Source organism: Pseudonocardia sp. DSM 110487 (genome assembly GCF_019468565.1).
Classification (GTDB): Bacteria; Actinomycetota; Actinomycetes; order Mycobacteriales; family Pseudonocardiaceae; genus Pseudonocardia.
In genome coordinates, this window is record NZ_CP080521.1 from 8,075,039 (window position 1) to 8,094,910 (window position 19,872).

General features: G+C 71.5%; 19 protein-coding genes. 9 read left to right on the forward strand and 10 right to left on the reverse strand.

The window, feature by feature from the left end; genetic code table 11:
• Position 1: 1 nt before the first annotated feature.
• The gene (locus K1T35_RS37805; protein WP_220256509.1) at positions 2-1,888 is read right to left on the reverse strand and encodes a hypothetical protein; all 1,887 of its coding nucleotides are present in this window, start codon (positions 1,886-1,888) and stop codon (positions 2-4) included.
• On the reverse strand, positions 1,885-2,949 hold the full coding sequence (locus K1T35_RS37810) for an ATP-binding protein (RefSeq protein ID WP_255621162.1): 1,065 nt from the start codon (positions 2,947-2,949) through the stop codon (positions 1,885-1,887). Before K1T35_RS37810 ends, K1T35_RS37805 begins: the two co-directional genes overlap by 4 nt.
• Before the next feature lie 182 nt (positions 2,950-3,131).
• On the opposite strand from K1T35_RS37810, the gene msrA reads away from it, so the two are divergent.
• The gene (msrA, locus tag K1T35_RS37815; protein WP_220256511.1) at positions 3,132-3,644 is read left to right on the forward strand and encodes a peptide-methionine (S)-S-oxide reductase MsrA; all 513 of its coding nucleotides are present in this window, start codon (positions 3,132-3,134) and stop codon (positions 3,642-3,644) included.
• Here msrA and K1T35_RS37820 read toward each other — a convergent pair.
• Positions 3,593-4,504: a DMT family transporter gene (locus K1T35_RS37820; protein WP_255621163.1), complete on the reverse strand. Its 912-nt coding sequence runs from the start codon at positions 4,502-4,504 to the stop codon at positions 3,593-3,595. The genes msrA and K1T35_RS37820 overlap by 52 nt on opposite strands.
• A gap of 72 nt (positions 4,505-4,576) precedes the next feature.
• Between K1T35_RS37820 and K1T35_RS37825 the strand changes: the two genes are divergently transcribed.
• Complete coding sequence (locus tag K1T35_RS37825; protein WP_220256512.1) at positions 4,577-5,461, forward strand: LysR family transcriptional regulator; 885 nt, start codon at positions 4,577-4,579, stop codon at positions 5,459-5,461.
• Positions 5,462-5,518: 57 nt separating this feature from the next.
• On the opposite strand, the gene K1T35_RS37830 is transcribed toward K1T35_RS37825, so the two are convergent.
• Positions 5,519-6,136 carry a dihydrofolate reductase family protein gene (locus tag K1T35_RS37830; protein ID WP_220256513.1) on the reverse strand — a complete coding sequence of 206 codons (618 nt, stop codon included), beginning with the start codon at positions 6,134-6,136 and terminating at the stop codon, positions 5,519-5,521.
• 302 nt (positions 6,137-6,438) lie between these two features.
• Complete coding sequence (locus K1T35_RS37835; RefSeq protein WP_255621164.1) at positions 6,439-7,908, reverse strand: mannitol dehydrogenase family protein; 1,470 nt, start codon at positions 7,906-7,908, stop codon at positions 6,439-6,441.
• 140 nt (positions 7,909-8,048) lie between these two features.
• Here K1T35_RS37835 and K1T35_RS37840 point away from each other — a divergent pair, with 140 nt between their 5' ends.
• The 3 genes from K1T35_RS37840 (at position 8,049) to K1T35_RS37850 (ending at position 11,281) form a co-directional block, all read left to right on the forward strand.
• Positions 8,049-8,915 carry a sugar phosphate isomerase/epimerase gene (locus K1T35_RS37840; protein WP_255621165.1) on the forward strand — a complete coding sequence of 289 codons (867 nt, stop codon included), beginning with the start codon at positions 8,049-8,051 and terminating at the stop codon, positions 8,913-8,915.
• Entirely contained in the window at positions 8,912-9,553 is a 642-nt protein-coding gene (locus tag K1T35_RS37845) for a nucleoside/nucleotide kinase family protein (protein ID WP_220256514.1), read from the forward strand. The genes K1T35_RS37840 and K1T35_RS37845 overlap by 4 nt, the downstream gene beginning before the upstream one ends.
• Positions 9,554-9,769: 216 nt before the next feature.
• Entirely contained in the window at positions 9,770-11,281 is a 1,512-nt protein-coding gene (locus tag K1T35_RS37850) for an FAD-dependent monooxygenase (RefSeq protein ID WP_220256515.1), read from the forward strand.
• 46 nt (positions 11,282-11,327) lie between these two features.
• Here K1T35_RS37850 and K1T35_RS37855 read toward each other — a convergent pair whose 3' ends face one another.
• Both K1T35_RS37855 and K1T35_RS49450 read right to left on the reverse strand, forming a co-directional pair.
• The gene (locus K1T35_RS37855; protein ID WP_220256516.1) at positions 11,328-11,648 is read right to left on the reverse strand and encodes a hypothetical protein; all 321 of its coding nucleotides are present in this window, start codon (positions 11,646-11,648) and stop codon (positions 11,328-11,330) included.
• Positions 11,649-11,678: 30 nt separating this feature from the next.
• On the reverse strand, positions 11,679-12,260 hold the full coding sequence (locus tag K1T35_RS49450; RefSeq protein ID WP_255621166.1) for a hypothetical protein: 582 nt from the start codon (positions 12,258-12,260) through the stop codon (positions 11,679-11,681).
• A 268-nt stretch (positions 12,261-12,528) separates the two neighbouring features.
• On the opposite strand from K1T35_RS49450, the gene K1T35_RS49455 reads away from it, so the two are divergent.
• The 3 genes from K1T35_RS49455 to K1T35_RS37870 all read left to right on the forward strand — a co-directional run bounded on the left by K1T35_RS49455 (position 12,529) and on the right by K1T35_RS37870 (position 15,705).
• Positions 12,529-13,476 (forward strand): PDR/VanB family oxidoreductase, encoded by a 948-nt coding sequence (locus K1T35_RS49455; protein WP_255621167.1) that lies wholly within the window; start codon positions 12,529-12,531, stop codon positions 13,474-13,476.
• Between the two features lie 81 nt (positions 13,477-13,557).
• A complete protein-coding gene (locus tag K1T35_RS37865; RefSeq protein ID WP_220256517.1) occupies positions 13,558-14,460 on the forward strand; it encodes a DMT family transporter in 903 nt (300 codons plus the stop codon).
• 81 nt (positions 14,461-14,541) lie between these two features.
• Positions 14,542-15,705: an ABC transporter substrate-binding protein gene (locus K1T35_RS37870; protein WP_255621169.1), complete on the forward strand. Its 1,164-nt coding sequence runs from the start codon at positions 14,542-14,544 to the stop codon at positions 15,703-15,705.
• A gap of 1,235 nt (positions 15,706-16,940) precedes the next feature.
• On the opposite strand, the gene K1T35_RS37875 is transcribed toward K1T35_RS37870, so the two are convergent.
• From K1T35_RS37875 to K1T35_RS37885, 3 genes are all read right to left on the reverse strand, one after another.
• Positions 16,941-17,588 carry an AAA family ATPase gene (locus K1T35_RS37875; RefSeq protein ID WP_220256518.1) on the reverse strand — a complete coding sequence of 216 codons (648 nt, stop codon included), beginning with the start codon at positions 17,586-17,588 and terminating at the stop codon, positions 16,941-16,943.
• Between the two features lie 117 nt (positions 17,589-17,705).
• Positions 17,706-18,050, reverse strand: a complete 345-nt coding sequence (locus K1T35_RS37880; RefSeq protein ID WP_220256519.1) for a response regulator transcription factor — start codon at positions 18,048-18,050, stop codon at positions 17,706-17,708.
• A gap of 115 nt (positions 18,051-18,165) precedes the next feature.
• On the reverse strand, positions 18,166-18,963 hold the full coding sequence (locus tag K1T35_RS37885; RefSeq protein ID WP_220256520.1) for an SDR family oxidoreductase: 798 nt from the start codon (positions 18,961-18,963) through the stop codon (positions 18,166-18,168).
• Between the two features lie 72 nt (positions 18,964-19,035).
• Here K1T35_RS37885 and K1T35_RS37890 point away from each other — a divergent pair, with 72 nt between their 5' ends.
• Positions 19,036-19,839 carry a polysaccharide lyase family 7 protein gene (locus K1T35_RS37890; protein WP_220256521.1) on the forward strand — a complete coding sequence of 268 codons (804 nt, stop codon included), beginning with the start codon at positions 19,036-19,038 and terminating at the stop codon, positions 19,837-19,839.
• The last annotated feature ends 33 nt before the right edge of the window (positions 19,840-19,872 follow it).

The following is a 19,872-nucleotide window of genomic DNA, read 5'->3' on the forward strand; positions in this document are numbered from 1 at the left end:
GTCAGCGGACGCGGAAGACCGGTCCACGCGGGGTGAAGGGGAGCCGCGCTCCTTCCGGCACCAGGAAGGCATGCTCCCGGCGGATCCGCACGACGTCACAACGCGCATCGGTGATCACGAGGATCGGAGCGGCCGGCGGGAAGTCGGCGGCTCCTTGGAGCAGCGTGATCCCCGGCTGCAGGACCGTCCCGCCGCGTCCGCGCACGGTGACCCGCCCCGCGATGTCGGCTGTCGGCAGGTATCCCGCGTCGTATGCGACGGCGTCGCAGAAGACCACACGCACCGCCGGTACGTCCCGAGCCGTCGCGTAGGACGCGACCGCGCCCAGCGCCTTGCCGAGCAGCTGTGCGTTCATCGACCCCGACGTGTCCAGCACCACGCCGAAGGTCGCGCGCGGCACCAGTTCCAGTGGCCGCAGCACGCCCGGCCGCGGGATCTCGGGGGTCGCCGACTGACGCCGCGAGGCGCGGGCGTAGCTGCGACGCGTCTCCGGCGCGTGCACGTGCTCGTCGAACCAGCGCGCCAGCTGCGCGTCCCACGGCAGCGGCGGATGCTCCAGCGCGCGGATCTCCTGCTCCAGACCCGCAGCCACGAGCCCGCGCCCGTTCGCGCGGTGGTACTCGAGGCCGGAGGTCAGGGCCCGCCGGTAGAACTCGTCGAGGTCGACGGCCTCGGTGCGGTCGTCCCGCTCCCACGGGAGCGGGGTCGACGCGCCCCGGCGCGACTGGCGGCGGTGGTCGGCATCCGGCCGGGAGAGCCAGTCGCCCAGCACGTCGCCTGCGGACCGCCCGCCCGGTGTCCGCAGGCGCCGCGCCCTGCGCAGGTCGATGCCGAGGGTGTCGTACACCGACTCCGCCGACAGGCCGGCGAGCCGCTGGTCGTACAGGGTGCCCTCGGGAAGCTGCCCGACGGACATCGCGACGAGCCACCCGTTGATCACGAAGTCACAGGCCACGTTCCACAGGTACGGGTCCCTGCCGTCGACGCGCCGGTCGTGGCGCAGCGCGGCGTGCAACATCTCGTGGGCCAGCACGAAGCGCCACTCCTCCGGTGAGAGCTGCACGTGCGGGTTGACGTACACCTCGCCGTGCTCCGGGCTGACGGCCGCAACCGCGATGTCCCACGCCCTCGCGATCTCGGGGTCGTCGACGATCGTCAGCCCTGCCGCGACCGCGCCGAGCAGCGGGTAGGACGAGACGAACCAGGCCAGCGCGCGGTCCCACTCGCGCAGCGCACGCTTGTGCACCACCCGGCCATGTCCCTCCGCGGCCTGTTCCATGGCGGTGGAGGCCGCGTGGGTGAGCCCTCTCGCGAAGCGATCCGTCCACGGCTCGAGCGTGGCGTACGGCGAGGGAGGGGCGTACCGGATGCACGGACCTCGGCCGGCTGTTCCGCACTCGCGCAGCTGCGGTGGCACCCCCTCCTCCCGCCAGTGCCGCGTCAGCTCCAGCTCGTCACCCGGTGGTAGCTCGGGAATCCAGCCCAGCGGTTGTCCGACCCGGATCACGTCGGAGAGCCGGTTGACGGCTACGCAGCAGGCCGCCGCGTACACCGGGTCGATCGTGTTGTCCGGTAGCAACGCATCCGCCTCCACCAGGCGGTCACGGTCGAGGTGCCCCAGCCCGAGGTGCAGCAGGAGGTGGGCGAACACCCACGCCCACCCATCGGCCGTCGCGCCGTCGATCTCGTGGTTCGGCGTGATCGTGCCGAGCGAGTCGACCACGGCCCATGCTTCGCGCGGCAGGACCACGTCCGTCTCGTCCGGTGCCGACCGGCCGCACAAGTTGCGCAGGACGAGGTTGTCCGTGACCGCGCCCCATCCCGCGACGATCGCGGCCCGCCTGCGCTCGCGGCGCTTCGTCTCCTGGGCCGCGCGGCGTGCGCTCACGTGCCCGAGCGCACCGCGACGAGCCGGGGCATGTCGCGGGCGGCCTCGACCATGAACCACGCGGGCAGCGCGCCGCCGTCCTCGCCCTCGGCGATCACGAGCTGTGCGATCTCCAACGAGATCTCCGCCAGCTCGACCAGCAGCGACTTCGCCCGGAACGCGAACCGCGTCGCGGCGGGCGACGCGAAGCGCTTCTCGGCCGGGAGCTCCTTCACGAGCCGCGCTCGGAAGGTCTCCGCCAGGAAGAAGAGGAGATCACGATCGGACGGATCGGCGGGCCAGCGCGCGTCGCCCTTCACGATCGCCTCGAAGTCGAACGCGTGCCGGGCGGCCTTGCGATAGGCGCAGAACGCCGCCGCGTGACTCTTCGTCAGGGTGGCGTACGCCATGAGCGCGATGTTGTCCTCGGTGATCCCGTCGCCGCAGGACGTGAGCACATCGGAGAACATGTGCCACGACCGCGGCGTCGAGAACGGCTCCTCGGTCTTCGGCGGCGCGGTCCAGAGATGGTCGGGCCGCTGCGTGAGGTACTCCACGACCCACGGGTGGATTCCGTTGGTCACCGCCCAGGCGAGCCAGTCCGTCGGCGACGCGATCAGATGGATGTGCACGAGCCGGTTCACCAGCGCGGATGCCATGGGGCGCGCCAGTGCCTGATCCGTGGCGCGGTTGCCGGCTCCGATGACGACCGAGCCGGCCGGGAGTTCGTAGGAACCGATCCTGCGGTCCAGGATCAACGAGTAGAACGCCTTCTGCACGTCCGGGGACGCCGCGTTCAGCTCATCCAGGAAAAGGCAGTACGGCCGGTCTCTCGCGATCTGTTCCGGTGGGCAGAACCGGCTGCGCCCGTCGATGATCTGCGGAACGCCGATGAGGTCCTCCGGTGCCAGCTGGGTGCCGAGCAGCGAGACGCACTCGAGCCCCAGCGATGCCGCGAACTGCCGGACCATCGACGACTTGCCGATGCCCGGCGCCCCCCACAGGAAGACCGGGCGCACGACAGCCACGGTCAGCAGTACCTCCGGCAACGCGGCCGGGGTGACGGTGCGGACGGGCTGCACGCTGGGAACCTTCCCGTGTCGATGGTGGCGGCGACCATCATGGATCATGGCTGCCGCCCGCCGCCTCGGATTTGTCGCCGCGCCGGTTCGATTGCGGCTCCATCCGCCACCGGGAACAGTGGTCCGCGCGCACCCGTTGAGCAGGGTCAGGGTGTGAGATCTGCTTCGAGGAGGCGAACACGATGGCGACCGAGCGCGCGATCCTGGCGGGCGGCTGCTTCTGGGGAGCGCAGGAACTCCTGCGTGCACGACCGGGCGTCCTCTCCACCCGCGTCGGCTACTCCGGCGGCGACACGCCGAACGCCACCTACCGCAACCACGGTGACCACGCCGAGGCCGTCGAGATCGACTTCGACCCCGACGTCATCACCTACCGCGAGATCCTGGAGTTCTTCTTCCAGATCCACGACCCGACCACAAAGGACCGCCAGGGCAACGACGTCGGGCGCAGCTACCGGTCGGCGATCTTCTACACGAGCGACGAGCAGGAGCGCGTCGCCCGCGACACGATCGCCGACGTCGAGGCGTCCGGCCTGTGGCCCGGCAAGGTCGTCACGGAGGTGGAGCCCGCGGGCGACTTCTGGGAGGCGGAGGAGGAGCACCAGGACTACCTCCAGAAGCACCCCTACGGCTACACCTGCCACTACGTGCGGCCGGGTTGGGTGCTCCCGCGGCGGGCGGCGTCCGAGGTCTGAGCCGGCTCCGCGGTGCCGGGCCGGGCGCCTGCGCGCTCGGCCCCGACACCGGCCGCGACCACGAGAGCGATCCCGGCGACGGCCCACCAGCCGGGTAGCTGGCCCAGCACGAACACGCCGACCACGAGCGCGATCGCCGGTTCGAGGGCCATCAGCACGCCGAACGCGGCGGTGGTCAGCCTGCGCAGCGCGAGGACCTCGAGGCTGAAGGGCACCACGGGCAGCAGGATCGCAAGGCCGAGCCCGAGCAGGAGCACGTCGCCGGTGAGGTGTCCGATCACATCGGCCCCACCGGACACACCGACCACCGCGGTCGCCGCCAGCCCGGCCACGGGCATCGACACGGCCAGCCCGCGCAGCCCGGCCACCTCGTCGCCGACCCGCTGGGTGAGCAGGATGTACGCGGCCCAGCACGCGGCCGCGGCCAGCGCGTACGCCACGCCGACCGGATCGGTGCCGCCGTGCCAGGGCTCGGTCAGCAGGACGACGCCCGCCGCCGCGACCACCGCCCATGCCCTCGCCCGCCCCCGGCCGCGGGCCACCGCGACGCCGAGCGGGCCGAGGAACTCCAGCGCGCTGGCCGCGCCGAGCGGTATGCGGGCGACCGCGGCCATGAAGAACAGGGTGAGCCCGGCCGTCACGATCCCGAGCAGGACGGCGGCGACCAGCCCTCGCCTGCTGAACGCGGACGGCCGCGGCCGCACCAGTACCAGCAGGATCAGCCCGGCCCACGCCAGCCGCAGCCATGCCGTGCCCTCGGTGCCGAGCCGGCCGATCAGCCCGACGGACACGGCGAGTCCGAGCTGGACGCAGATCATCGCGAGGACCGCGAGCGCGGCGCCGGTGCGGGACGGGGTCATGACTCCAGTCAAGGCGACCCACACCGTTCGTGTCCACGTGACTTTCCTGCACATATCGTTCAGGATTCATGAATGGAAACGCGTCGCCTCGACTTCCTCGTGGAGCTCGCCCGGCTCGGCTCGATGCGTGAGGTCGCCGAGGTGCTCGGTGTCACGACCTCGACGGTGTCGCAGCAGATCGCCGCGCTCGCGCAGGAGGTGGGAGCGCCGCTCGTCGAACCGGTCGGGCGGCGGGTCCGCCTGACGCCCGCCGGGCGCCGGCTCGCCGACCACGGCGTCACGATCCTCGCCGCGGTCGAGGCCGCCCGGCGTGACCTCGATCCGGACGCGGAACCGGCCGGCACGATCCGGGTCGCCGGGTTCGCGACCGCCATCCGCCGATCACTGCTGCCGCTGCTCCCCGACCTGGCCGCGTCGCACCCGCAGGTGCGGCTGGTGTGCGCCGAGCACGAGCCCGCGGAGTCGCTCGCGATGCTGGCCGACGACGCCGTCGACCTCGCCCTGCTCTACGACTACGACCTGGCCCCGCGCACGTTCGACCAGCGGGTGGAGGTCACCCCGCTGTGGAGCGTGCCGTGGGGCCTCGGCGTACCCGGCCACGACCCGGACCCACCCGGCGGCGCGGTGGCCGTGTTCCGCCGGTACGCCGGCCACGACTGGATCGTGAACTCGCGCAACACCGCCGACGAGGAGGCCGTGGCGGTACTGGCCGCGCTGGCGGGCTTCACACCACGGCTGTCCCATCGCGCCGACAGCCTCGACCTGGTGGACGACCTCATCGCGGGCGGGCTCGGGGTGGGCATGCTCCCCGAGCATCGGGCCACCCGGCCGGAGGTCCGGGTGCTCCCGCTCCGCGAACCCGCGCTCCGGCTGCGAGCACACGCCGTCGTGGCGCGGGGGCGCGCGACGTGGGCGCCGCTCGCGCTCGTCCTCGCGCGGCTGACCGGCGCGTCCTGACCCAGGAGAGCGTTCCGCGGAACGCGACGGGCTCATCGATCGAGGTCGGAGCTCAGCTCAGGGGCGCTGGTAATGGAGTGCGACCGCTCCGGATGACGGAAAGGCCGTCGCGGTGGCGAGTTGCCATTTCGATGCGTAGTCGTCAGGGAGCACTCGACGCCCGCCGCCCAGGGTCGACGGCACCACGGTCAAGTAGAGGTCATCGATCAGATCGGCCCGCAGCAGGGTTTGAATGATGCTGGCGCTGTTCAGGACGAGGATGTCCCGCCCGGGTCGGCTCTTGAGCGCACCGACCTCGGTTTCGACATCGCGCGAGATCCGCGCATTGGTCCACTCCGACTTCTCCAGGTCTTCCTGCTCCAGGGTCGTCGAGAAGACGACCTTCTCCACCGTGGCGAGCCAGTTCCCGAGATCACGAGTGCGGGCTGAGCTGCTCTGATCGTTCGTGATCGCCGGCCACACGGACGTGAAGCCCTCCCAGTTCGTCCGGCCCAGGATCGCGGTACTAACGCCCCGCCAGATCCCCTCGTAGTAGATCTCGCTATGACTGCTCGCGATGTGCTCCATTGCCCAGCTCATGTCATCGTCGGGTCCGACACCACTGTATCCGTCCATTGACACGGTGACCTCGGCGCCAACCCTGCGACCGACTCGAGCGGGCACGATTTCAGGCATTCGATTCTCCATCCGTGATCGACGATCGTGAGCATGCAGCAGTCATTGCGATGGAGTCCGACAGCAGATCGACCGGAATCGCATTGACCGACTAGTTGATCACTAGTTGGGAGCGTAGGAGCGGTCGACGCCACGGGCGCCCGTGCCGGGCACGTGGTCGCCACCTGATCGACACGTACCCAACCCGCGCCCTACATGATCAAGTCGACACCGTGCGTCCGACCGACGCGGCGAAGACCGATGACGTCGACCTGATCACGCACGAGATCGAGCGCGGAACGCTGTCGCGGTCGCGCCGTCGGTCACACCAGCTTCTCCAGCGTCGCCCGTGCACCGATCTCATAGAGCGAGTCGAGGTGCCGGCGGTAAACGCTGGTGAACCGCTCGTCGTCGATCAGGTCGCCGAACACCTCGCGGTCGGCGAGGAATGCCAGCCGGTCGTCGCGCTGGCGTCGCGCGGCGTCCGTGAGCCGGCCGGCGAGGCGGTCGACGACCTCGATCGGCTGCCCGTTCTCGTCGACGCCCTCCGCGTAGCGGGCCCAGCTCGCGACCACGGCCGCGGACCGGGTGATGTCGCCGCCGTGGGCCAGGTTGTGCCGGATCACCGGCAGCAGCCACTTCGGGATGCGGTCGGAGCTCTCGGCGCACAGCCGCGCGACGGTGTCGCGGACGTGTGCGTTGGAGAACCGCGCGATCAGGTTCGGCTTGTAGTCCCCGAGGTCGACCCCCGGGACCGGTTCGAGCGTGGGGGTTGCTTCGCGGTCCATGTAGGCGAGCAGGAAGTTCGCGAACAGGGGGTCCTGGCACGCGTCGTGCACGAGCCGGTAGCCGGCGAGGTACCCGAAGTAGCACAGCGCCTGGTGGCTGGCGTTGAGCAGCCGCAGCTTCATCAGCTCGTAGGGCTCGACGTCGGCGACCACCTGCACGCCCACGTCCTCGAACGGGGGGCGGCCGAGTGGGAACCGGTCCTCGAGCACCCACTGGGTGAACGGCTCGCAGACGACCGGCCAGCGGTCCTCCACACCGAACCGCCTGTCGATCTCGGCGCGGTCGTCGTCGGTGGTGACCGGCGTGATGCGGTCGACCATGCAGTTGGGGAACGCGACGTTGTCCCGCACCCACGTGCCGAGCTCGGGATCGCGCAGCGTCGCGAACGCACCGAAGCTCTTGCGCGCCGCGTCCCCGTTGCCCTGGATGTTGTCGCAGGACAGCACCGTGAAGGCCGGTAGGCCGCGCTCGCGGCGCCGGACCAGCCCTTCGATGATGAGCCCGAAGGTGGTCCGCGGCGCCGCGCCGGGCTGCAGGTCGTGCACGACGTCGGGGTTGGTGGCGTCGAACTCGCCGGTGACGGCGTTGAAGTTGTAGCCGCCCTCGGTGACGGTCAGCGAGACGATCCGCGTGCCCTCGTCCGCCAGCTTCTCGATCACCGCGTCCGGGTCGTCCGGCGCGAAGAGGTAGTCCACGATCGATCCGACGACCCGCGGCTCGAACGTCCCGTCCGCGTGCTTGATCACCAGCGTGTAGAGGTGGTCCTGCGCCTCGAGCGCGTCCTTCATCCTCCGGTCGCCGGGCAGCACGCCGACGCCGCAGATGCCCCAGTCCAGCGCCTTGCCCTCGTTCATCAGGCGATCGAGGTACATCGCCTGATGGGCGCGGTGGAACGCACCGACGCCGAAGTGGACGATCCCGGCGCGGACGGCCGTGCGGTCGTACGACGGGACCGCGACGGCCGGATCGAATGACGACAGCGTCGTCGCGCCGAGGGCGGTCACAGGCCTGGATTGTTGGCCTGCGCCATCCCGCGGTCAAGGAATCTCGTCAAACTGTGCACGGGTGTGCTCATATGAGCGTCGAGGAGATCGTCTCGCTGGTCACCTGCGCGCTCGCCGCCTGATTTGAAAGGATCTCCCCTGTGACCAACCCGATCGGCGTGCACGCACTGGTATGGGTCGGCGGCACCGGGCCGGCCGATGTGAGCGAGGCGGTGGCCCGCACCAAGGCGGCCGGCTACGACCTGCTGGAGCTCTCGCTCCACGACGCGAAGCAGCTCGACACGGCGGCCGCACGAGCCGAGCTCGGGGCCGCGGGACTCGGCATCGCGTGCTCGCGCGGGCTCGCGTTCGACGCCGACGTCTCGAGCACCGATCCCGCGGTCGTCGACCGCGGCGCGCAGCTGCTCGCCGACTCGCTGACGACCACCCGCGAGCTCGGCGGGACGATCCTCACCGGGGCGCTCTACAGCGCGCTCGGCAAGTACTCCGCTCCCCTGTCCGAGGGCGGCCGGGCCAACGTGGTGCGGGTGCTGCGCGAGTTGGCCGCCGAGGCCGCGGGCCACGGCATGACGCTCGGGCTGGAGATCTGCAACCGCTACGAGACCAACGTGATCAACACGGCCCACGACGCGCTGCGGCTCGCCGACGACATCAGCGCCGACAACGTCATGATCCACCTGGACACCTACCACATGAACATCGAGGAGGACGACCTCGTCCGCCCGGTGTACGAGGTGGGCGACCGGCTCGGCTACGTGCACATCGGCGAGAACCACCGCGGCTACCTCGGCTCCGGCCACCTCGACTTCGGCGCGTTCTTCCACGCGCTCGCCGACGTCGAGTACACCGGCCCGATCACGTTCGAGTCGTTCTCCTCCGCCGTGGTCTCGCCGGGCCTGTCGAGCGACCTGGCGGTGTGGCGGAACCTGTGGTCCGACGGGGCCGACCTCGCCGCCCACGCCCGGTCGTTCATCGCGGGGCAGCTCGCGGCCGGCCGACCCCGGTGACGCTCTCCGATCTCGTCGTACGGGCCGCCGCGCTCGCTTCCGGCCCGGGCCGAGCCGTCCTCGGAATCACCGGCAGCCCTGGCGCCGGCAAGTCGACGCTGGTCGAGGCGCTCCTGCGCGAGCTGGACCCCGGGCGGGTGGCGCACGTCCCGATGGACGGGTTCCACCTCGCCGACGTCGCGCTGCGCGCAATCGGGCGCCTGGACGCGAAGGGTGCCCCCGACACGTTCGACGTCGGCGGCTACGTCGCCCTGCTGCGCCGGATCCGGGCCGACGCGGAGGATGTGATCTACGCGCCGGCCTTCGAGCGGGACCTGGAGCAACCGCTCGCAGGCGCGATCGCGATCCCCCGCGCCGCCCGCCTCGTGCTCACCGAGGGCAACTACCTGCTCGTCGAGTCGGGCCGCTGGCCGGAGGTGGCGGCACAGCTCGACGAGGTGTGGTTCTGCGACCCGCGCCCCGACGTGCGCCTCGACCAGCTGATCGCAAGGCACGTCGCGTTCGGCAAGGAACCGGACACGGCGCGGGCGTGGGTGGCCGCGGTGGACGAGCCGAACGCGCGGCTGGTCGAGGCCACGCGGTCCCGCGCCGACCTGGTGGTTCCCGCTCCCGTGCTGGAGGCGCTCCCGACCTGCTAGACGCCGCCGTGCTGCGAGCAGGACTGGCCCGTGGTCGGCTGATGCTCCTCGGGCCAGCCTTCGTCGCGGCGATCGCTTACGTCGACCCGGGCAGGTCGTGCTGTCGTTCGGGATCCCGTTCGCGCCTGGTGCCGCTGGTCATGCTCACCCGGCGCCGCGGGCGGGTGAAGCGCCGGTGAAGCAGCCGTGAGACGGCCGGTTCGCAGAGTGGACGCCATGACCGTTGCAGAGGTGGACGTCCTGATCGTCGGCGGTGGCCCGGTCGGGCTCACCGCCCGGGCGCTCCTGGAGCGCTGGGGCGTGCGGACGGTGCTCGTCGAGAAGCACGTCGAGCTGTCCCCGTTCCCCCGCTCGCGCCTGGTCAACGTGCGCTCGATGGAGATCCTCCGGCAGCTCGGGCTCGCGGAGGCCGTCGCCGCTCGCGCGTTCGCGCCGGAACACGGGCGCATCCGGTTCCGGGACACCCTGCAGGACCGCGACTTCGCATCGGCCGCGATGATCGGGATCGACGCGCCGATCATCGAGAGCCCCGTGATCGGCGCGCTCACGTCACAGGATCGGCTGGAGCCCACCCTGCTCCGCGCGGCGGACACGCCGGTGCGGTTCGGGGTGGAGCTGGTCGACATGGCCGAGGATGCCGAGTGCGTGGTGGCCTCCCTCCTCGACCGCCGCGGCGGCACCGAGACCCGCGTACGGGCCCGCTACGTGCTCGCCGCGGACGGGGCGAACTCGACCGCCCGGCACCGACTTGGCATCGGCACCACCGGCCCCGGATCGCTGGGGGCGTTCACCACCGTCGTGTTCGACGCCGACCTCGCCCGCTGGAGCGCCGACCAGCCCGCGGGCGTCTACGCCACCGCGCACGGGTCCTTACTCCCGCTCTATCCCGAAGGGGGCTGGGCCTGGCTCGCCCCCACGCCCGAGGACGCGGCGCAAGCCGACTGGCCCGGCCTCGTCTCGCGCGCCATCGGGTCCGTCGACGTGCGCGTCGACGTGGTGCGGGTCCAGCACTGGCCGGTGAACGCGGTCGTCGCCGACCGCTTCCGCGATGGCCGCGTCTTCCTCGCCGGTGACGCCGCGCACGCGATTCCGCCCGCGGGCGGGCTCGGCATGAACGCCGGCATCGCCGACGTGCACAACCTGTGCTGGAAGCTGGCGGGTGTTCTGCGGGGATGGGCCGGACCGGGCCTGCTGGAGACCTACGAGACGGAACGACTGGCCGTCGCCCATCGAACCCTCCAGCAAGCGGTGGCGAACTCCCGGCTGATGGTCCAGGCGCCACAGCGGCGCCAGGAGCAGCTCCGGAACGGGCACGCCGCGTCGACCGAGATCGAACTGCCGTGGTCGGAACGGTACTTCGCCCAGCTCGGGCTCGTCCTCGGCGTGGCATACGGCTCCGACGCCGACCCCGGCACGGACTACGTCCCCACCCCGGAGCCGGGCCACCGCATGCCCCACCTCTGGCTCACGCCCGCACGCTCCACCCTCGACGCGCTCGGAGAGTGGTTCACCGTGCTCACGCCGAACCCCACCTCGTGGGAGAAGCAGATCGCCGCGCCGTGGCCGCTGCACGTGCAGCCCCTGCCCGACGAGCACCCCGCCCCATGGGGCCTCGGTCCGCACGGAGCGCTGCTCGTCCGGCCGGACGGCCACATCGGCGCCCGCTGGAGCGAGCTCCCCGCCGACGACTCGGCCCTCCACCGCGCCCTCGTCACGATCACGGCGTAGCCGGGTCTCACGGTCGTGGCGGCATCCACCAGCCCCGAAACCGGTGCTAACGATCACGCAGCGACGGCGACTGCGCCCGCTGCAGCGGCAGCTCGTCCGGACGCTGTTCGTCGGCCTGCCGGCCCGCGGTGGCGAACACGGAGGCGCGCCGCTCGGCCTCCTCGCGTGAGTCCTCGTAGGCGACGTGATCCGCCACGCCCGGCACGAAGGTCCGCGCGCCAAGGGTGAGGACCGGAGCGAGGAGGCCCACCGACCCCTCCTCGACCCGCTCCCACCCGACGACCCTGCCGATGTGGGGCTCGACGCGGCCGGCCACCACGACGATCGCGAACAGCGGGTACGGCTGGGCCACGAAGTCACGGATCACGATGTGTCTGCGTAGAAGGATCGGATGGTGTTACTCCTCTCTCGGGTCGCCTTTCGGACCGCGCCGGCGTGATTCCGATCCGCGGTCGCGTACCTTCACGCCTCGCAGGTCCGGCGTCCCCTTCGTGAGCCGGGCCGCCACCTCGTCGACCTCCTCCGCCACCTCGTCGACCTCCTCCGCCACCTCGTCGACCTCCTCCGCCACCTCGAGATCCTGGCTCCGCGACGACGGCGCCCGTTCAGGGCTGCGCGTCGGCTGGGACCGGCTTGTCGGGGTCGGCGCGCGGGTCGTGCGCGGCGGGATGGGGGCCGCCGCGGCGGTGCCCGGAAGCGCGGCGATCTGCTCGGCCCTCACGACCTGCGGTTCCGCGGGCGCGGGTGTGGCCGCGGGTGGCGGGACGATCTGGTGGGCAGGCGCCTGCTCTCCTGGCGCCGGGCGCGGCAGCGGCGGGACGTCGTCGGGCATCAGCACGAGCGCCGAAGCGCCCGCCGCGGCGGCCGACATCACGGCGCACGCGGCCAGCAGCCGTGGCCGCCGAAGGGACCGGCGACGGTGCGCCCGGCGTCCGGCCGCGATCGGCGCGGCGCCTTCGCGGCCGACGAGTGCGTCCACGCTGATCCCCGTCGCACGGCGCCGAGTCCTCGAACGATCAACCACTGTCAGCCCCTGTTCCCGGCCAGAATTCGCGGCAACTTACATCCACGACGAATGCTTCGTTTTGCTAGCACGAACACCGCATTCCGGTGCGTCCGATCGGTTTCGCGACGATTGGCGTAGTCGCGCAGGGACGGCCGGCCGCCGTGGACCCGTCATTCGCGAATTACCTCGCCGCCGGGTGCTCCTTACCGTTCGGATCGACGACCGGAAGGAGAGGATCGACGTGGCGGATCCGTTCGAGGGTGAGGTCGTGGTCCTGGCCCGCCGGGCCGAGTCGGACGGCGTGGTGTCGCTCGAGCTGGGGCTGCCGTCGGGCGAGCCCGTCCCGTCATGGGGGCCGGGGGCGCACATCGACCTCGTGCTGCCGGACGGCCTCGTCCGCCAGTACTCCCTGTGCGGATCGGTCGAGAACGACAAGTCGTGGCGGATCGGGGTTCTCCGTGAGCCGGAGGGCCGCGGCGGGTCCCGGTGGATCCACGATCACGCCGACGAGGGCACCACGCTCACGGCCCGCGGGCCGCGCAACCACTTCCCGCTCCTGGACTCGCCGCGCTACCTGTTCATCGCGGGCGGGATCGGGATCACGCCGCTGCTGCCGATGATCAGCCAGGTGCACGCGTCCGGCGCGGGCTGGGAGCTGCACTACGGCGGGCGCGAACGCGCCTCGATGGCCTTCCTCGACGAGCTCGACGGCTACGGCGACCACGTGACGATCCGGCCGGTGGACCAGCTCGGGATGCTGGACCTCGCGACGCTCCTCGGCAGCCCTGCGGAGTCCACGCTGGTCTACTGCTGCGGCCCGGCGGGCCTCATCGATGCCGTCGAGGAGCGGTGCCGGCTCTGGCCGGCGGGCTGCCTCCACGTCGAGCGGTTCACCAACGTGGTCACCCCGTCCGAGGACGACGCCGCGTTCGAGGTGGAGCTCGCGGCCTCGGGGCTCACGATGAGCGTGCCCGCGCACCTGTCGATCCTCGAGGCCGTCGAGAACGCGGGGATCCCCGTGCTGTCGTCCTGCACGGAGGGGACCTGCGGCACCTGCGAGACGACCGTGCTGGAGGGCGAGGTCGAGCACCGCGACGTCGTGCTCACCGACGACGAACGCGACGCGGGAGAGACGATGATGATCTGTGTGTCCCGGGCGAGGTGCGGCCGGCTCGTCCTCGACCTCTGATCGGCGGGACCCGAGCGGCCGCGGACCGTCACTGGCTGTATCCGCCGCTACCACCGATCGCGTTGCTCGTACTGTTGCGGCGTGCACCTGCAGATGGCCGTCGTACTCGCCGTGGCCTCGGCGGTCTGCTATGCGCTGTCGGCCGTGCTGCAGGAGCGGGAGGCGTCGCGGCAACAACAGGCGGGCGGGCTGGCCCTCGTCGCGCGCCTCGTCCGCCGCCGCGGCTGGTGGGCCGCCATCGCGGCGACGATCGTCGGCGCACTGTTCCACCTCGCTGCCGTCGGCGCGGGGCCGCTGGTGGTCGTGCAGCCGATCGGGGTGTCGACGCTGGTCATCGCCCTGCTGATCGGTTCGCGGCTGGGGCAGGGACCCGTCCCGGCCCGGTCATGGGCGGGCGCGACGTGCGTCGTCGCCGGATTGCCCGCGGTATTCGCCGCTGTCCCCCACGATGCCTCAAGCACCGGAGTCCGGATCGAGGGCGTCACGGGGTACTGGCAGATCGCCGCGGTGCTGGCGGCGATCGTCGCGGTCGCGCTGGCCGGGGCGATGGTGCTCGGCGCCCGGAACCAGCGGCGGGGTGCGGCAATCGCCTACGCAACGGCCGCGGCGGTGTGCTTCGGTTTCACCTCGGCCACGGCGAAGACGCTGTTGCTCGGCCAGATCGAAGCGCAGCGGATCGCGATCGGCGTCGTCGTGGTCTGCCTCGGCACGGTGCTCGCGCAGCACGCCTACCGCGACGGCGGGCTGGGCGCGCCTCTCGCGGTGCTCACGCTCCTCGACCCGTTCACGGCGGGAGCGATGGGCATGCTCGTACTCGGCGAGCCCTTCGGCACCACCCCCCTCACCCTCGCCATCGGGGTGGCGGGCGGGCTGGTCACCTCGATCGGCGTGGCCCTGCTGTCCGCTCGCCGCGCGGCGGAACCGCCGAACGCGCCTCCCGGGCAACCGCTCGCGGCGGCGAGCGAGGTCGCCGCCACCCGATGACCCCGATCGGCTGATTTCCCGGCTCGACGGAGTGCTCGACGCCCTCCGCCCGCCCGGCCGCGACGTACCGTCGCCCGGCGGGTGGAGAGGACCGGGATGACCACGTTCAGCAGGCGGCAGGTACTCGGGGCGGCCGGCGCGGCCGCGATCGGCACGTCGCTCGCCGCGTGCACCAAGCCCGTGACCAGCGCACCGACGTCCCAGGCCACCCCGGACGTGCCCGAGGAGACGAAGACGCTCGACCAGCTCTACGCCGATGCGATGGCGGAGGGCGGCCGGCTCGTGGTCTACGCGGGCGGGGACACCGCGAGCCAGCAGGACGCCACCCGGCAGGCGTTCCTGTCCCGCTTCCCACGCATGACGCTGACGATGGTGGTCGACTACAGCAAGTTCCACGACGTGCGCGTCGACAACCAGATCGCGACCGGCACGCTGATCCCGGACGTGGTGCAGCTGCAGACGCTGCAGGACTTCCCCTCCTGGAAGGAGGAAGGACTGCTGCTGCCGTACAAGCCCGCCGGATTCGCCGCCCTGCACGAGACGTTCCGGGATCCCGACGGCACGTGGCTGGCGATCGCGGTGATCGCCTTCAGCTTCATGTACGACAGCGCGAGCGTCGGCACCGCGGCCCCCTCCTCCCCGCTCGACCTGGTCGACCCCCGGTGGAAGGGGAAGATCGCGTCGTCGTACCCGCAGGACGACGACGCCGTCCTGTTCCTGTACCGGCAGTACGTGCACGAGTACGGCTGGGACTGGGTGGCGAGGCTCGCCACGCAGGGCGTCCAGTTCGAACGGGGCACCAACACGCCGGCCGCCGCGGTGGCCGCGCGGCAGAAGGCCATCGGCATCGGCGGTGCGGGGACGCTGAACCCGGCGCCGGGCTCCACCACCCGATGGGTGGCCACCGACGACACCCCGTTCCTTGCGTGGGGCCAGCGAGCGGCCGTCCTCGCGGGCGCCGCGCACCCCGCTGCCGCGAAGCTCTACCTGAACTGGCAGATCTCAACGGACGTGCAGAAGGCCGCGTTCAACGGCTGGTCGGTGCGCACCGACGTCGTCCCGGCCGGCGGGCTGAAGCCGATCTGGGAGTACCAGAGCGCCCACGTCGACGAGTTCGTCGAGTTCATGTCCGACCGCGCAGAGGTCGAGCGCTGGCGGCAGAGCTTCGCGCTGTACTTCGGCGAGGTCCAGGGCGCCCCCAGCCCCGGCTGGCTCGGACTGCACCCGGGCCAGCCGGTCACCTGACCGGCCAGGACACTCCCAGTACTGCAGTCCGGCTTCGTGATCATTTCTGATCTCCGTGCTCGGGCGGCCGCTCGGCACGGCGGAGTCGCCGGCGCCGGCGCAACCCGTGTCGGGCGACGCACCCCGTCGCAGCCGAAACACCCCGTCGACCGGGTGCGCCAGCCGAGAACGAGCGCGCCAGGCGGCACAGAGCCCGGTCGGGCCGCCGGCTGGCCTCCGGGGGTGCGGCCGGGTGCCGGACACTTTCATGGGCGCGCCGTTCCCGGCCCCGGGTAGCCCCGGGCCTCACCCACCAGCCGAGGGCTGCCGGCGTGTTCTCGCCGGTTCACCTCGACCGCGTCGCCTCGTGGGGGTGGCTGGGTTGGGTGCACTACCGAATCATGTGGTTGCGCGGGCGGCCGTCCCCGACGCGGGGGCACGCCCGTCCCGGACGAGACCACTGCGGCTTGGGTGCCACGCGACTGGCTGTGGTCCCGTTCTCGCCCACTGGCGCCCCGGGATTCTGGGGCGTGATCAGCGGAATCGAGACCTGGGCCGCACCCCCTGCGGCTGACGTCCCGTTCCTGCTGATCATGGACCTGGCCGTGGCCCCGCCCAGGGGTCGTTGGCCTCGATCATTCGGGAGCAGGGCTGGGGTGTGGAGGGTCGGGACCACAGCCGGTTGCGCGGCACCCAACCCGCGGTGGTCTCGTCGAGAACGGGCGTGCCCCCCAGTCGGGAACGGCCGCCCGAGCAACCCCAGGGTTCGGTAGTGCACCCAACCCAGCCACCCCCACAAGGCGACGGGTCAAGGTGAACCGGAGGAACCACCGCCGAAGCCCGGATCACGGGCCGGGCGCCGGGCGGCCCGGGCCGGGAACGGCGCGCCCACCGGCAGCCGCCCGACCAGCCCCGACCCGACGGACCGACACGATCGCGCCACCCCGGCCACTCAACCGGCCGCGGGCATGATCCGAACTACCGGTTGTCCACGGCTGCCCCCACAACCATGAGCAACCGAAACTCCGGATCATGCACGGGAAGATCCCGAGTAGCGGGTGCTCATGGCTGCCGGCACAACCATGAGCAACCGATACTTCGGATCATGGGCGCGGCCACCGCCGAACAGGCGCGCCGGGCGCGCGGCAACCGGCACACACCAGAGGACGTCGCCGACCAGGCTCAGGCCCTCATCGCCGCGCGATCCGCGCGCGTGGAGCGTTGTCGTGCCGTTGCTGCGGTGAACGCGGGCACCGTCAGGCCGGCTCGGCGTGGACCCGGCTGCGGGCTCTCGCTGCCTTGACGATGAGCTCGGTGCAGTCTTCGATGGGGATCCGCGTGCTGTCCAGCACCAGGTGGTAGTGCTCGGCGCCAGCGGGATCGGTGCGGTAGTAGTGCCGGACGTAGGCGGTGCGGGCGCTGTCGTTGCGGGTCATCGCATCCCGTGCCTCCCGCTCGCTGACCCCGAGCAGTTCCATCGCCTGCCGGACCCTGCGGTCCGGGTCGCCGTGCAGCCGTACGTGCAGCGCGGTGGCGTGATCGCGCAGCACGATCGCGGCCGCGCGGCCGAGGATCACCCCGCCGTGCTCGCGGATGCCCGCACGGATGGCGCGCTCGGTGCAGGCGTTGAAATGCGCGTCGGGCAGCAGCGCACCGGGCGGCGGCGTCACACCGATCATCCAGTCCGCCGACGCGGGCGCCGCGGCCGACAGCACGCGCGTGAGCCAGCCCTGCACCTGCTCGTCGCGACTCAATGCGTCCTCGACCGGGATCCGGAGATCGTCCGCCACTGCGACGGGTATCGCCCGGTCGAGGAAGGGCACGCCGAGCTTCTCGGCGACCGCCGGGCCGATGAACGCGCCCCCGGCACCGTAGCTGGCGGAGATCGTGACGACGTGTCGCATGGCTGGCTCCATCGCCGAAGACCTGGGGGGACAAGGTTAAGGCAAACGGGGCTGGACGGCAGCAGGAGACGTACGCCCACTCGGGGGAACGGCCGCCGCACGCCAGGTGATGGCCCGCTATGCCACCAGCTCGCCCACCGCGCGAGCGGAGAGGACGTTCTTCGGGATGAAGCCTGCCGCGGGAGTGTCCGAGACCAGGTCCGCGACGTCATCGTGATCCATGGTCGAGATCAGGACGATGCGGGACCGGAGGTGCGGGAATCTGTCGATGAGGAGGTGGGTGAGCTCGACGCCGCTCTCGTCGCCGAGGTTGATGTCGACCAGCACGATGTCCGGCTGCACCTCTTCGGCCTTCTCCAATGCCTCCCGCTGCGAGGTCGCGGTGGCCACGACTTCGAGTCCGTCACGGCTGAGGTATTTCCGAGCTACCGCGAGGAACTGCTCGGAGTCATCGACGATCATGCATCGAGGCACTCTGGTCATGATGGCGCGACCGCCGGACGGCCACAATGCATACCGTCGTCCGCGCCGATCATTTCCCTCACCCCACACCGATCGGACGAAGGGATACCCCCGCTCATCGCCCCGAAACGCGACCTTCCGGCGCGCCCGCCCACCGCGCGGTCTCGACGTCGTCGGAGAGGTCGCGCTGGTGTGTGGGGTTGATGAGCAGCTCCTCGATCACAGCACGCTGCGGCAGTGAAGCGGCGAGCAGCACGGCCGCGGCGACGTCCTCCGGGAGCAGCATGGTGGCGCGTTCCCGCTCCGACGGGACCTTCGGGCGGTTGTCCAGTATCGGGGTGTCGACCTCACCGGGCAGGATCGTGGTGGCCCGGATGCCATCGCCCCGGTACGTGGCGTTGAGGTAGTCCATGAAGTTCGCCACGCCTGCCTTCGCGGCGCCGTAGGCAGGGCCGCTGAGCGGGCTCGGCCGCACCGCCGCGATCGACGAGACGGTGATCACGGTGCCGGCCCCGCGCGCGAGCATGTCCGGCAGCACGGCCCGGGTCAGGGCGAACACCCCGCTCAGGTTGACCCGCAGCACGTGGTCCCACTCGTCGTCGGAGAGCCACTGGGCGTTGCGCACCTTCGACGAGACCCCGGCCACGTTGACCAGAACGTCCACCGGTCCCATGCGCTCGCGCACACCGTCTACGAGCGCGGTCATCTGTGCCGGATCGTCGACGGCGGCCGGCTCGACGTGCGCGGTGCCGCCCGCCGCGGCGATCGTGGCCGCGACGTCGTCGAGCAACGCGCGGCGCCGCCCGACGAGCACGGTCACCGCGCCCTCGGCGGCCAGCGCGACCGCGGTGGCAGCGCCGATGCCGCTACCGGCACCCGTGACCAGGCAGACCTTGTTCTGCAGAGCGCTCATGGTCATCGAGTATCGCCGCCCGACGGTGTGAACTCAGCGGGGGTTCAAGAACGCGTCCGTACGCTCGCCGACATGGCCCTCCGAACAGATCACCGCACGCCCAACCGCCGGGCGTTGGCCATACTCGTGGGAGCCCTCGTTGTCGGCGGCGGGCTGTTGTGGCTGGTACTGGGCGTGCTCAGGCCGGAACCGCCGACCGGTGGAGGCGGTGGTGGCAGCGGCACGTCGATCGACCTCGAGGGCTGGAAGCTCACGCTCCCCACCGAGGGCAAGAGCGGCAACGCCGCGATCGTCGAGCCCGCGGCGCTCACGGAGCCGTGGCTGACCGCAGGCCCCGACGGCAGCCTTTCGTTCTGGGCGCCCGCCGAAGGTTCCACCACCAAGAACTCCGAACACCCGCGCACCGAGCTGAACAGCCTCACCGAGTTCTCCGCCGGCACCGACGGCGAGCACACCCTCACGGCCTCACTCGCGGTGAACCAGGTGCCGGAGGACTCGAAGGACATCATCGTCGGCCAGATCCACGGCGCCGGCGACATCATCTCCGCGCCGTACGTGATGCTGCACTACCGGGACGGGGAGATCCGGGCGGTCGTCAAGCAGCAGCACAAAGGGGACGAGAAGCAGTCCTTCTCCCTCCTCACCGGGGTGCCGCTGAACGATCGCTTCGACGTCACCATCACCGACGCGGGCGACGGCTCGATGACGATCAGCGCGAGCCACGACGGCAACACCCAGCAGGCCACCGCCCAGGTGCCGGCCGCGTTCCACGGCCAGACCGTGCGCTTCCAGGTGGGCGACTACCAGCAGGCCGACTCGGCCAAGGGTGCCGACGACGGCGGGCGGGTCACCTTCTACGCGATCGAACAGAGCTGATCGGCGGCGATGAGTTCGGCCCGTCGCCGTGGT